Source organism: Pelagibacterium luteolum, from assembly GCF_900100665.1.
GTDB lineage: Bacteria > Pseudomonadota > Alphaproteobacteria > Rhizobiales > Devosiaceae > Pelagibacterium > Pelagibacterium luteolum.
The window spans coordinates 1-12,042 of sequence record NZ_FNCS01000035.1 but is presented as its reverse complement, the minus strand read 5'-3'; the positions used below and the strand labels follow the sequence as shown (position 1 = coordinate 12,042).

At 64.2% G+C, this 12,042-nt stretch carries 13 protein-coding genes; 3 read left to right on the top strand and 10 right to left on the bottom strand.

Annotated features, from left to right (window positions below; genetic code table 11):
* The 3 genes from BLR31_RS20945 to BLR31_RS20935 form a co-directional block, all read left to right on the top strand.
* Window positions 1-292, top strand: a 292-nt coding sequence (locus BLR31_RS20945; RefSeq protein WP_143009489.1) for a transposase domain-containing protein, incomplete at its 5' end; no start/stop codon positions are given.
* A gap of 431 nt (window positions 293-723) precedes the next feature.
* Complete coding sequence (gene guaA, locus BLR31_RS20940; protein WP_090600420.1) at window positions 724-2,286, top strand: glutamine-hydrolyzing GMP synthase; 1,563 nt, start codon at window positions 724-726, stop codon at window positions 2,284-2,286.
* Window positions 2,287-2,605: 319 nt separating this feature from the next.
* Complete coding sequence (locus tag BLR31_RS20935; RefSeq protein WP_090600421.1) at window positions 2,606-3,862, top strand: tyrosine-type recombinase/integrase; 1,257 nt, start codon at window positions 2,606-2,608, stop codon at window positions 3,860-3,862.
* Here the strand turns inward: BLR31_RS20935 and BLR31_RS20930 are convergent.
* The 10 genes from BLR31_RS20930 to BLR31_RS20885 all read right to left on the bottom strand — a co-directional run.
* Window positions 3,852-4,124: a helix-turn-helix transcriptional regulator gene (locus BLR31_RS20930; protein ID WP_090600422.1), complete on the bottom strand. Its 273-nt coding sequence runs from the start codon at window positions 4,122-4,124 to the stop codon at window positions 3,852-3,854. The genes BLR31_RS20935 and BLR31_RS20930 overlap by 11 nt on opposite strands.
* A gap of 15 nt (window positions 4,125-4,139) precedes the next feature.
* Complete coding sequence (locus BLR31_RS20925; protein ID WP_090600418.1) at window positions 4,140-4,364, bottom strand: DUF2274 domain-containing protein; 225 nt, start codon at window positions 4,362-4,364, stop codon at window positions 4,140-4,142.
* Between the two features lie 3 nt (window positions 4,365-4,367).
* Window positions 4,368-5,507 carry a TraB/TrbI/VirB10 family type IV secretion system protein gene (locus BLR31_RS20920; protein WP_090600416.1) on the bottom strand — a complete coding sequence of 380 codons (1,140 nt, stop codon included), beginning with the start codon at window positions 5,505-5,507 and terminating at the stop codon, window positions 4,368-4,370.
* Window positions 5,504-6,463 (bottom strand): P-type conjugative transfer protein TrbG, encoded by a 960-nt coding sequence (trbG, locus tag BLR31_RS20915; protein WP_090600414.1) that lies wholly within the window; start codon window positions 6,461-6,463, stop codon window positions 5,504-5,506. Before trbG ends, BLR31_RS20920 begins: the two co-directional genes overlap by 4 nt.
* Window positions 6,460-7,149, bottom strand: coding sequence for a conjugal transfer protein TrbF (gene trbF / locus BLR31_RS20910; RefSeq protein WP_090600411.1), 690 nt, complete (start codon window positions 7,147-7,149; stop codon window positions 6,460-6,462). Before trbF ends, trbG begins: the two co-directional genes overlap by 4 nt.
* Window positions 7,146-8,498 (bottom strand): P-type conjugative transfer protein TrbL, encoded by a 1,353-nt coding sequence (gene trbL, locus BLR31_RS20905; protein WP_090600408.1) that lies wholly within the window; start codon window positions 8,496-8,498, stop codon window positions 7,146-7,148. The genes trbF and trbL overlap by 4 nt, the downstream gene beginning before the upstream one ends.
* 3 nt (window positions 8,499-8,501) lie before the next feature.
* Window positions 8,502-8,789, bottom strand: a complete 288-nt coding sequence (gene trbK-alt, locus BLR31_RS20900; RefSeq protein ID WP_090600405.1) for a putative entry exclusion protein TrbK-alt — start codon at window positions 8,787-8,789, stop codon at window positions 8,502-8,504.
* A 20-nt stretch (window positions 8,790-8,809) separates the two neighbouring features.
* The gene (gene trbJ / locus BLR31_RS20895; protein WP_090600401.1) at window positions 8,810-9,577 is read right to left on the bottom strand and encodes a P-type conjugative transfer protein TrbJ; all 768 of its coding nucleotides are present in this window, start codon (window positions 9,575-9,577) and stop codon (window positions 8,810-8,812) included.
* Window positions 9,574-11,739: a conjugal transfer protein TrbE gene (gene trbE, locus BLR31_RS20890; RefSeq protein WP_244505180.1), complete on the bottom strand. Its 2,166-nt coding sequence runs from the start codon at window positions 11,737-11,739 to the stop codon at window positions 9,574-9,576. Before trbE ends, trbJ begins: the two co-directional genes overlap by 4 nt.
* A gap of 47 nt (window positions 11,740-11,786) precedes the next feature.
* A partial coding sequence (locus BLR31_RS20885) for an ATP-binding protein (protein ID WP_176762800.1) occupies window positions 11,787-12,042 on the bottom strand: 256 nt, incomplete at its 5' end.

Genomic DNA, 12,042 nt, shown 5'->3' with positions numbered 1-12,042 from the left:
GCTCGCCCGGCGTGCCGTTCTCGAACGCTTCCTCGTCGACGGTCGTATCGAGATCGACTCCAACATCGTCGAACGCGCCATCAGACCCCAGACCATTACGCGCAAGAACAGTCTCTTTGCCGGAAGTGACGGGGGCGGTCGCTCCTGGGCAACCATCGCGACACTGCTTACCACAGCCAAGATGAACGGAGTCGATCCTCACGCCTGGCTCACTCAGACCCTCGAGCGCATAGCCAATGGCTGGCTCAACAGCGACATCGACGCCCTCATGCCCTGGAACTATGCAGGCTGAACGGTCCTGCCTTCGCGCTTACACTTCTCCCGCCATCCCGGCCTTGAGCCGGGACCCAGTGTCCTCCGAGATTGCGTTTACACCCACGGTCGGAGTGCAGCACCGAGCGCACCGGTCCCCAGGGCGACAACCCTGCATCTCGTCCCACCCCAAAATGAAACCACCCCGGATGCGAGGGACATCCGGGGTGGCTGCAAAAGGCCAGAGGGCATGGGACCGCTAAAGGCCTTTTGACCGGGTCGCGCGGAGTGGGACGCTTTGGGGGATGCCGCGCTTGGCCCGTTTTCCCTCGCAGAGCGCCCATTTTAACTGGGCATCGCTGCGTCTTGCCACTACAACGCGACAATCGAACCTCGGTTGCACGCCCTCTCCAAGATATTTGCCCCCACCGCCCCATTGCCTGATCTTTCGATTCCGATTAAAGCCTCGCCATGCAGCAAGACGCCCCCACCGATACTATTCTCATCGTCGATTTCGGCTCCCAGGTCACTCAGCTCATCGCCCGCAGGGTACGCGAGACGGGGGTCTATTGCGAAATCCACCCCTTCCTGACCGCCGCCGACAAGCTCGATGAGCTCAAGCCCAAAGGCATCATCCTTTCGGGCGGCCCGGCCAGCGTCATCGAAGAGGGCTCGCCCCAGGTCGATCAGAAACTTCTCGACTACGGCGTCCCGGTCCTCGGCATCTGCTATGGCCAGCAGGCCATGTGCGTCGCGCTCGGCGGTGTGGTCGAACCGGGCTATGTCCGCGAGTTCGGACGCGCCGAAGTCCGCATCGAAAAGGACAGCGCGCTGTTTGACGGGTTCTGGGAGCTCGATCACTCCTATCAGGTGTGGATGAGCCATGGCGACAAGGTCTCGGCCATCCCCGAAGGCTTCGCCGTTGTTGGCACTTCGCCCGGGGCCCCCTTCGCGATGATTGCCGACGAAGACAGGAAATTCTACGGCGTCCAGTTCCACCCGGAAGTCTATCACACCCCAGACGGCGCCAAGCTCTACGCCAATTTCGTGCACAAGATCTGCGGCTGCGACGCCAGCTGGACCATGGCCGCCTATCGCGACCAGGCAATCGCCGCCATCCGCGAACAGGTCGGCGACAAGAAAGTCATCTGCGGCCTCTCGGGCGGCGTCGACTCCTCGGTTGCCGCCATCCTCATCCACGAGGCCATCGGCGACCAGCTCACCTGCATTTTCGTCGACCACGGCCTGCTGCGCAAGAACGAGGCGAACGAAGTCGTCTCGATGTTCCGCCACCAGTACAACATCCCGCTGGTCCACGTGGACGCTTCGAAAGAGTTCATCGGCGAACTCGAAGGCGTCGTCGAACCCGAGGCCAAGCGCAAGATCATCGGGCGCCTGTTCATCGAGACGTTCGAAAAGGAAGCCGCCAAGATCGGTGGCGTCGAATTCCTCGCCCAGGGCACGCTCTATCCCGACGTCATCGAGTCGGTCTCCTTCACCGGTGGCCCGTCGGTTACCATCAAGAGCCACCATAATGTCGGCGGCCTGCCTGAGCGCATGAACATGAAGCTCGTCGAGCCCCTGCGCGAGCTGTTCAAGGACGAAGTCCGCAAGCTGGGACGGGAACTCGGCCTTCCGGAACATTTCGTCGGTCGCCATCCCTTCCCGGGACCCGGCCTTGCCATCCGCCTTCCGGGCGGCGTCACCCGCGAAAAGCTCGACATCCTGCGCCAGGCGGACGCCATCTACCTTGAAGAAATCCGCAAGGCCGGTCTCTACGACACCATCTGGCAGGCTTTCGCCGTGTTGCTTCCCGTCCAGACCGTCGGCGTCATGGGCGATGGCCGCACCTATGAAAGCGTCTGCGCCCTACGCGCCGTCACCTCAGTCGATGGCATGACCGCCGATTTCTACCCCTTCGACATGAACATCCTAGGCCGCGCCGCGACCCGGATCATCAACGAAGTCAAAGGCATCAACCGGGTGGTCTATGACGTCACCTCAAAACCCCCGGGAACGATTGAGTGGGAATGATTCAGGCCTATCCAAACGCCGCCGATTTTACGCCATAACCCTCCATAACACACTGAAATACTGCATTAAATTCTACGTCTTCTATCGCTGTCTATCGCGGGAAAAGCCTCGTGATAGACGGTATGGCTGACGGTATGGCGACTCTTGTCGCATCGGCAGAATGCATATACCGTCACGGCTTAGAGAGCTTGTGACGGTATTTTTTTAGGCATTATAACCTTGAAACGAAAGGGAATTTTGCCGTTTAGGAAGGTCGATTTTGGCCTGACGGTATATTTGAGGGCTCTCTCGCGTTTTATGAGCGATGTTGGAGGGTCCAATGCTGACTGATGCGGGCATCAAAGCCCTGAAACCAAAGGATAAATTATACAAGGTTGCTGACCGTGACGGTATGTACGTCGTGGTCCAGCCCTCAGGGGCGGTCGTCTTCCGATACGACTACCGAATGAACGGCCGCCGCGAGACCCTGACGCTCGGTCGGTATGGAGCCGCTGGCCTGTCACTGGCGCGTGCGCGGGAGAAGCTGATCGACGCGCAGCGGGCTATTCACGAAGGTCGGTCGCCTGCCCAGGAGAAGCAGCGAGAAAAGCGCCGCCTCAAGGAAGCAAAGAGTTTTGGCGAGTTTGGTGAACGCTGGCTGCAAGAGGCGAAGATGGCTGACAGCACCCGCGCCATGCGCCGCACGATCTACGAGCGGGACATCCTTCCGACGTTTCGGAATCGTTTGCTGACGGAAATCAGCCCCGAGGACTTGCGGGCTATGTGCGCGAAGGTGAAGGGCCGTGGAGCGCCGGCCACGGCGGTCCATGTGCGGGACATCGTGAAGCTGGTTTATGCCTTCGCGATCCTGCACGGGGAAAAGGTGGCTAACCCTGCCGATGAGGTTGGACCTTCCTCGATCGCGACATTCGTTCCCAAGGACCGTTCGCTATCGCCCGCCGAAATTCGGGTCATGCTCGGTCAACTTGAGCATGTTGCTACGCTGCCGACTATCCGGCTCGGCATGAAGCTGTTTCTCATCACCATGGTCCGCAAGAGCGAATTGCAGGACGCGACCTGGGATGAAGTCGATTTCGAGAATGCGGTGTGGACGATCCCGAAGGAGCGGATGAAGCGTTCCAAGGCACACAACGTATATCTGCCGGAGCAGGCGATCGACATCCTGGTGGCGCTCAAGACCTGCGCCGGCAATTCCCGATACCTGCTGCCGTCGCGTTATGATGCGGATGCGCCTATGTCGCGCGCGACCTTCAACCGCGTCACCTATGCGGTGGTCGAACAGGCCAAGAAGGAGGGACTGCCGCTGGAGCCGTTCACGGTGCATGACCTGCGCCGCACGGGCTCGACGCTGCTTAACGAGCTAGGCTTTAACAGCGATTGGATCGAAAAATGCCTGGCGCATGAGGATGGGCGGTCGTCGCGCGGCATCTACAATAAGGCTGAGTATGAGCATCAGCGCCGCCACATGATGCAGGAATGGGCCAATCTGATCGACTCCTGGGTCGCTGGGCAGAAATACGTCCCGACGCTGTACCCCGCGTCCATGGACCTTTTGGTTCCCGAACCTAACCTCTGACGGGACGGAATTTCCTCAGATTGACGTCAGGCGACGGCGCCCGCCTGACCGCCTTCTCTCTGGAGGCTTGGCGACGCTGCTCAAGCCAAGCCTCCACCTCGGCGAGATCCCACACCACGCACCTAGCGGTCAGATAGAACCGTTGCGGAAACTCGCCCCGCTGTTCCATGTCGTAGATCGTAGTATCGGCAAGGGGGACAATCTCGCGGAGCTGGTGCCTGCGAATAGTGCGTTTGCCGAGTGTGGACGGTGAATGGCTCATCTCTGACCTCATTTCTTATGATTGGACCTGCGGCGCGCGCCGGGCTTTGGCGAAGCCGCGATCGGTGGTGATGAAACGCTCCAGCATCGGCACGATCAGCTTGGCGGGTTCGATCGGCGTGCCGCCCTCGGCCAGCAGGCGGCCGTAATCGGTGAGATCGCGATGGAGCACCGCGGGCAGCTCCACCGTGATCCTGACGGGCTTATCATTAGCGATGGGGCCGAGTTTCAGCTTGGTCACGGGTCAGCTCCTGTAGGGTTCGAGCACGAGGTCGCGGGTGACGATGACGCGAACCGGGAAGCCGGGCCGGATGGTCAGTGTCGGAGCGACCTGCAACTGGCGCTGGACGATCTGCTGACCAGCCTGGTTGATGGTGTCCTGCGCGCCGTCGCGGATGGCGCGGATCAGGCGGTCATTGTCGTCGGTGGCGAGTTCCGCGCCGACGCCGAGCAGGGTCGAGAGCGCGGCGGCCTTGGCGAGATCCCACCAGTGGTAATCGACACCATCCTCAAGCCCGGCATAGCCCTGAGTGTCCGCGCCCGGCTGGCGCTCGAGAACGATGGATCGGCCGTTCGGCATGATGAGACGGTTCCAGACCAGCAGCACGCGGCGCTGGCCGAACTGCACGACGTTGTCATACTGGCCGATGAGGCGTGTTCCCTGCGGCACGAGCAGGATGCTGCCGGTCGGGCCGTCATAGATGTTCTCCGTGACCTGCGCGGTGATCTGGCCGGGAAGATCGGAACGGATGCCGGTGATGAGCGCAGCCGAGATGACCGCGCCGGCCTGAAGCACGAAGGGCGACGCCGGCGGCGTGATGCGATCGGGCGTGACGGTGCGCCGGTCGGCCGCCGCATTGAGGAAGGCGAGCTGCTTGTCCTGCGCGGTGGGCTGTCCCGCCGCATTGGCGGGATCGAAGCCGGCAAGCCCCGGCATCGTGCCGGGAGTCGCCGCCGTCGATCCCTGCCGCGACTGGAAGAAGACGGTGCTGAGACGGGCGGCCTCTTCCTCGGCACGGCGGCGCTGTTCAGCCTCGTCGACGCCGGGCGTCGGAACGACGGGCGGCATGACAGGCTGGCCGGCATTCTGCGCGCTGAGGATCGGGCCGCCGAGATCGCCGGGCAGCGCCGGCCCGAGGACGGGGCCGGTATAGTCGCGCGGCAGGCCGGCGAGACCATCGGCGGGCTGACGGTTGGCGGTGGAATAAAGTTCCTCGCCGCCATCGCCGGGGCCGCGTGTCTGAAGCGCGTAGATCAGCGCCCCGCCGATCCCGACCAGGGCGACGGCCGCGACGCTGGCGAGCATCTTGCGCGACAGGCGCGTGACCCGAGGGGCTTCGGCGCGCAAGCGCATGGGAGCGGCATTGGTTTCGGCTTCGGTCATGATTGCGGTCTCCCGTCGGTGCGAACGATCCTGACGGTCTGTTGGCGGTCGCCGCCGCCAAGGCGCAGTTCGGCCGCACCGAACAGGCGATCGACGATCAGGATGTGTTGATAGATGCGGGTATTGGCGATCTGCGCCTCGCCCTCGGGGCCGATGACGAAGATCGGGGGCATTTCGCCCTGCACGATGCCGCGCGGGAACTCGACATAGACGCGGCGGCCGTCGTCATAGACGGCGACGGGCTTCCATGGCGGATTGCTGCTGCCGGTCAGGCCATAGCGATAGTTGCGCGCGGCGACGGCCGGAATGACCGGCGTTGCCGGGACGGCCTGACGCCCGCCGCCTGCCGGCTGCGGATAGGCCCACGAGACGGCGGGCATATAGGGCTTCTCGCCGGAGCGCAGCTCGACCATGTAGGTGCGCCGGTCGGTGGTGATGACGAGATTGGTGGTGATGTCAGCGCGCGTCGGCTTCACCAGCACATGGACACGGCGGGCGACGCCTGAGCCGGATTCTGTGTCGCCGATGATCCAGCGGGCGGTGTCGCCCGCCGCGATCGGTCCCGCGCCGGTCAGGCTCTCGCCGGGTTCGAGCGCGATGTTCGTGATCTGGCCGGGCGCGGCATAGACCTGATAGAGCGCGCCTTCCGACCACGGATAGACCTGGATGGCGTTGAAGTAGCCTTCGCGGCGTGGCTGAACGCGAGCAGCGGCATTGGCATTTTCCACGCGCGCCGTCGGTGTCGCCCCTGCCGTGCCGCCGCGCGCAACAGTCCAGGCTGGCGGGACATGGATCGGCTTCAGCCGCTCATCCGTCACGGCGACGGGAATGGCCGGAAGCGGCGGGACGCTGTTGTCGTAGCTGATCTGCGGCGGGCGGTTCGTGGCACAGCCGGCTAGCATGGTCGCCGAGAGCATGATGGCCGCGATTGCGGGTTTGCGGATTGCGCGGTTCATTGGCCCATCTCCCGCGACCAGTTGATGGCGTTGACATAGATGCCGAGCGGGTTGGCCCTGAGGCGTTCGGCGTCTCGGGGCGGCTGAAGTGCGATGGTCAGGATCGCGGTCCAGCGCTCGGTCGCGGCGAGCTTGCCATCCTCATAGCGGCGTTCGGTCCAGGCCACGCGGAAGGAATCCGGCGATGCACGGATGACGCTGGAAACTTCGACCGCGATCTGCTGCTTGCCGACCTTGGCAAAAGGATCATTGGCGCGGGCGTAGTCGTTGAGCGCGCCCGCGCCGCGATCGGTGGTCCACTCATAGGCGCGAAGCCAGTTCTGGCGGACGATGACCGGATCGGCCGGAATGGAGCGGACCTGCTCAATGAAGCGGGCCAGGTGCCATGCGATCTGCGGATCGGTCGGCCGATAGTCGGCCGCCGCCGGCGCCACCGCCTGCGAGTGGCCGAGATTGTCGACCTGCACCACCCAGGGCACGACGGTCCCGCGCGCCGACTGGATGACGAGCGCGGCGGCAAAACCCGCCGAGAGGAACAGCGAGCCGAACGCCATATAGCGCCAGTTCTTCGCCTGCACGCGGGCCGAACCGATACGCTCGTCCCAGACCTGTGCGGCGCGCTGATACGGCGTCTCGGGTTGCGGCGTCTTGCCGTAATGTGTGGCGGGTCGTCTGAAGAGGTTCATGAGCGGTCACTTTCTGAGAGGTTGACGGAAGAGCCGGAGGCGTGGCTGTCGCCGGAGCGGACGGCATGGGCGGTCGCCTGAACGCCGTGGGCGACGCGCTGCGAGCGCTGCATCCGCTTTGCCCAATCGGGCTGTCCCTTGGCGGTCTGGGTATCGGCGGTATCGTTCCCGGCTCCGGCCGGGCCGCCGACAGTACCCATGGTCGAAGAGCCGCCGGTCGTGCCGAAGCCGCTCTTCACGCCATCGGAGAAGCTGGATTTGACGGCGGCCGAGGCGCGGCGCAGCGGCGACATGGCGGCGGAGCCTGCCGCGCGTCCGACGCCGCCCATGCCGGATGCGGCACCCGCCGCACCGGACTGGCCGAGCGAACCAAGGCTGAAGGCCGCGGATGCCGCACCGGCGGCTGTCGCACCGCCGCGCACGGCTGCGGCTCCACCTGACAGCATGGCGGCTCCACCGCGCGCAGCGAGCATCGCGCCGCCGCTCACGGCCATAGTTGCGCCGGCGGCGGCGAGACCCGTGCCAACGGCAGCGCCAGCGCCGAGCTGCGGGCCGCCGCTGACCAGGCCGGAAGCGATACCGGGGCCGAAGATGCCGAGGCCAAGGAGAGACAGGGCGGCGAGCACGACGGCCATGGCGTCGTCAATGCTCGGGGTCTGGCCGCCGAAGCCCTGCGTGAATTGCGAGAACAGGGTCGAGCCGATGCCGATGATGACGGCGAGCACCAGAACCTTGATGCCGCTGGAAATCACGTTGCCGAGCACCCGTTCGGCCATGAAGGCGGTCTTCCCGAAGAGGCCGAACGGGATCAGGACAAAGCCGGCGAGCGTCGTCAGCTTGAACTCGATCAGAGTGACGAAGAGCTGGATTGCGAGAATGAAGAAGGCGAGGATCACCAGCGCCCAGGCGAAGAGCAGGCAGGCGATCTGGATGAAGTTCTCGAAGAAGGCGATCCAGCCCATCAGGTCGGAGATGGATTCGAGCAGTGGTCTCGCCGCGTCGAGTCCGGTCTGCGCGACCTTGCCGGGCCGCATCAGGTCTGCGGCCGAAAAGCCTGTTCCGCTCCCTTTGAGCCCCAATCCCGCGAAGCTCTCGAAGACGATCTTGGCCAGGTTGTTCCAGTTGCCGATGAGATAGGCGAAGACGCCGACGAACAGCGTCTTCTTCACGAGGCGCGCGATGATGTCGTCATCAGCGCCCCAGGACCAGAACAACGCGGCGAGCGTCACATCGATGACGATGAGCGTCGTGGCAATGAAGGCAACTTCACCGCCAAGCAGGCCGAAGCCGCTGTCGATGTAGCGGGTGAAGACCCCGAGGAAATTGTCGATGACCCCTGCGCCGCCCATGAATCAATGCCCCTCGGTCTGAAGGGGCGAGGACGGCGCGGGCGAGCGGCCGAGAAAGCGGTCGCGCGTTTCGGCCCAGACGCGCAGGCAGTCGGTGTCGTGCGCGGCCTGCTGGCCGAGCTTCTGGCACCGGCGCTGGCTTTCGCGCAGCGGATCACGGTCGGATTGGTGAAGGACGGTCGGCGAAGATGCCGGCGCGTCCTCCTTGCGGTTCAGCTCGATCGCCGTGGCCGTGACGGCGACAGCGACGAACACGATAGCGCCGAGGCGGGCCAGCATCTTGCCGTCCATGGGAATGCTCCTTCTGGCGGTTACTTGCCGCTGTTGAACATCTGCGCGTTGCCGGGCTGGTAGCCCGAGCCCGGCGTCAGGAAGCGGCGGCGCTGTTCGCGGCCCTGTTCGGCGGCGGCGGCGCGCTCCGCATCGGTCAAAGCGCTTGCCCGGCCATTGGCCGAGATCACCGCGACGAGATCGGAAAGCTGCTGCGACTGGAGGGCGAGGAGCTGGTTGCCTGCCTGCGTGGCCTGTAGTGCGCCGGTCGCGCCCTGGCTCTGGCCGATCAGCGCAGACATCTGCGCGCGGTTGCTGTCGATATTGCCGACAGCACCGGCCTGCACGCGCATGGCGTCCTGCAAGCCGCCGACCGTGTTCTGCCAGCGCGAGCGCGCATTGGCGACGAGCTGCTGATCGGTGGCTGACATGGAGACGTTGCCGTACTGGCTCTGGAACGCCTGATCGATCTTCTGGACGTCGAAGGCGATGTTCTGTGCTTGCTGCAAAAGCGCTTGAGTCTTCTGGACGGACTGCTGAATCTGCTGGAGCGCCGAGAACGGCAGGCTGGCGAGGTTCTTCGCCTGATTGATGAGCATCTGCGCTTCGTTCTGAAGCGAGGTGATCTGGTGCGTGATCTGCTCCAGCGAGCGCGCCGCCGTCAGGACGTTTTGCGCGTAATTCGTCGGGTCATAGACGATGCGGCCGAAGCCGAAGGCATGGGCCGGCTGCGTCGCCAGCATCGGCGAAACGGCCAGCATGGTCGCGGCGAGGATCGCGGCGCGCGAGGGGATGGAACGGGTTTTCATGGCATGGTCTCCTTTGCTGCGGTGGGAAAAGTCGGAATGAGGTCGGCCGCCCATTCGGCGCCGCGGGCAGCGAGCCACGCGGCGAGGAAGCCTTCGCGGCCGTGTTCGGCGACGAGGTTGGCGATCAGGGTCTGGTCGGATTTGGAGGATGCGGCGCAGAGCGCGAGGCCGACTTCGGACAGGCCCAGTTCGAACAGGCGATTGCCGCGCCGTGACTGGCAGTAGTAGTCGCGCTTCGGCGTTGCCCGCGCCAGGATCTCGATCTGGCGATCGTTGAGGCCGAAGCGGCGGTAGATGGCCGTGATCTGCGGCTCGATCGCGCGCTCGTTCGGCAGCAAGAGCCGCGTCGGGCAACTCTCGATGATCGCCGGTGCGATATTGCTGCCGTCGATGTCGCTAAGCGACTGCGTGGCGAAGATGACGGATGCGTTCTTCTTGCGCAGTGTCTTCAGCCATTCGCGGAGCTGGCCGGCGAAACCCTCGTCGTCCAGCGCAAGCCAGCCTTCGTCGATGATGAGCAGCGTCGGGCGACCGTCGAGCCGGTCGCCGATGCGATGGAACAGGTAGGACAGGACGCCCGGAGCCGCGCCCGTTCCGACAAGCCCTTCGATCTCGAACGCCTGCACAGCGGCGTGGCCGAGCTGTTCGGCCTCGGCATCGAGCAACCGGCCATATGCCCCGCCGACGCAGTAGGGTCGAAGCGCCTGCTTCAAGTCGTTCGACTGGAGCAGGACGCTGAGGCCGGTGATGGTGCGTTCCTCGACCGGCGCGGAAGCGAGCGAGGTCAGCGCCGTCCAGATATGCTCCTTGGCTTCCGGCGTGATCGTGATGCCCTCGCGCATCAGGATCGCGACGATCCAGTCCGCCGCCCAGGCACGTTCATAGGTGTCGTGGATGCGAGCGAGCGGCTGAAGCGAGACGGAGGCGTCGGAGCCTTCGGTCAGTCCGCCGCCGAGATCGTGCCAGTCGCCGCCCATCGCGAGCGCGGCGGCGCGGATCGAACCGCCGAAGTCGAAGGCGAAGACCTGGGCTTGCTCGTAGCGCCGGAACTGAAGCGCCATCAGCGCGAGCAGCACGGACTTGCCCGCGCCGGTCGGGCCGACGACCAGCGTATGGCCGACGTCGCCGACATGAAGGGATAACCGGAACGGGGTCGAGCCTTCGGTCTTGCCATAGAGCAAGGGGCGCGCACCGAAATGCTCGTCCCGTTCCGGCCCCGCCCACACGGCAGAGAGGGGGATCATGTGGGCGAGATTAAGCGTCGAGACCGGCGGCTGGCAGACATTGGCGTAGGCATGTCCGGGCAACGAGCCGAGCCAGGCATCGACGGCATTGACGGTTTCGATCATGGCCGTGAAATCGCGGCCCTGAATGACCTTCTCGACGAGGCGCAGCTTCTCGTCGGCAAGACGCGCATCGGCGTCCCAGACAGTGATGGTCGCGGTGACATAGGCCATGCCGGCGACATCCTGACCGAGTTCCTGCAAGGCCATGTCGGCATCGGCCGCCTTGTTCGCGGCGTCCGTATCGACCAGCGCCGACGCCTCGTTGGTCATCACCTCTTTGAGGATCGCGGCAATGCTCTTCCGCTTCGCGAACCATTGACGCCTGATCTTGGTCAGCAGCCTGGTCGCGTCGGTCTTGTCGAGCAGGATCGCGCGAGTGCTCCACCTGTAGGGAAAAGCCAGACGATTCAGGTCGTCCAACAGGCCGGGCGTGGTCGCGGTCGGAAAGCCGATGATGGTGAGGATGCGCAGATGATCGCCGCCGAGGCGTGGCTCCAGCCCGCCGGTCAGCGGCTGATCGGCGAGCAGCGCATCGAGATAAACTGGCGTTTCCGGCACGCAGACGCGATGCCGGTTGGTCGAGACGGTCGAATGCAGGTAGGTCAGCGTCTCGCCGTCATCGAGCCAGTCGCATTCGGGCATGAAGCCGTCGAGCAGCGCCAGCACGCGGTCGGTGCGATCGGTAAAGGCGCGCAGGATCTCATGCGGATCGGCGCCTGAGCGCTCGCGGCCCTCGTAAAGCCAGGTCTCGGCGCGGGCCGCTTCTTCGGCCGGCGGCAGATAGAGGAAGGTCAGATAGTAGGCGGAGACGAAGTGAACGCCTTCTTCCTCGAAATCGGTGTTGATTGCCGTTGAGATCTGACCCGGTATTTTCACCGAGAATTGACCCGCCTCATGGATATGATTTGGGTTTGGTCAGATGGTCAAGTCGGTGCTTTCTCCTTTTTGGTTTTTGTGGCCTGGGCCGAACTGTTCCTGAACCGGAAGCTGTCGTTTCCGGTTTCGAGGATATGGCAGTGATGGGTGAGCCGATCGAGCAGCGCGGTTGTCATCTTGGCGTCTCCAAACACGCTGGCCCACTCGGCAAAGCTGAGATTGGTGGTGATGATGACGCTGGTGCGCTCATAGAGTTTGCTCAGCAGGTGGAAGAGCAATGCCCCTCCTGATGCGCTGAAGGGC

Bases quoted from the DNA above. Each gene is read 5' to 3' on its own strand.
- BLR31_RS20935 (WP_090600421.1), top strand. From the start codon at position 2,606: ATGCTGACTGATGCGGGCATCAAAGCCCTGAAACCAAAGGATAAATTA.
- guaA (WP_090600420.1), top strand. From the start codon at position 724: ATGCAGCAAGACGCCCCCACCGATACTATTCTCATCGTCGATTTCGGC.
- BLR31_RS20920 (WP_090600416.1), bottom strand. From the start codon at position 5,507: ATGACCGAAGCCGAAACCAATGCCGCTCCCATGCGCTTGCGCGCCGAA.
- trbK-alt (WP_090600405.1), bottom strand. From the start codon at position 8,789: ATGGACGGCAAGATGCTGGCCCGCCTCGGCGCTATCGTGTTCGTCGCT.
- BLR31_RS20930 (WP_090600422.1), bottom strand. From the start codon at position 4,124: ATGAGCCATTCACCGTCCACACTCGGCAAACGCACTATTCGCAGGCAC.
- trbG (WP_090600414.1), bottom strand. From the start codon at position 6,463: ATGAACCGCGCAATCCGCAAACCCGCAATCGCGGCCATCATGCTCTCG.
- trbF (WP_090600411.1), bottom strand. From the start codon at position 7,149: ATGAACCTCTTCAGACGACCCGCCACACATTACGGCAAGACGCCGCAA.
- trbL (WP_090600408.1), bottom strand. From the start codon at position 8,498: ATGGGCGGCGCAGGGGTCATCGACAATTTCCTCGGGGTCTTCACCCGC.
- trbJ (WP_090600401.1), bottom strand. From the start codon at position 9,577: ATGAAAACCCGTTCCATCCCCTCGCGCGCCGCGATCCTCGCCGCGACC.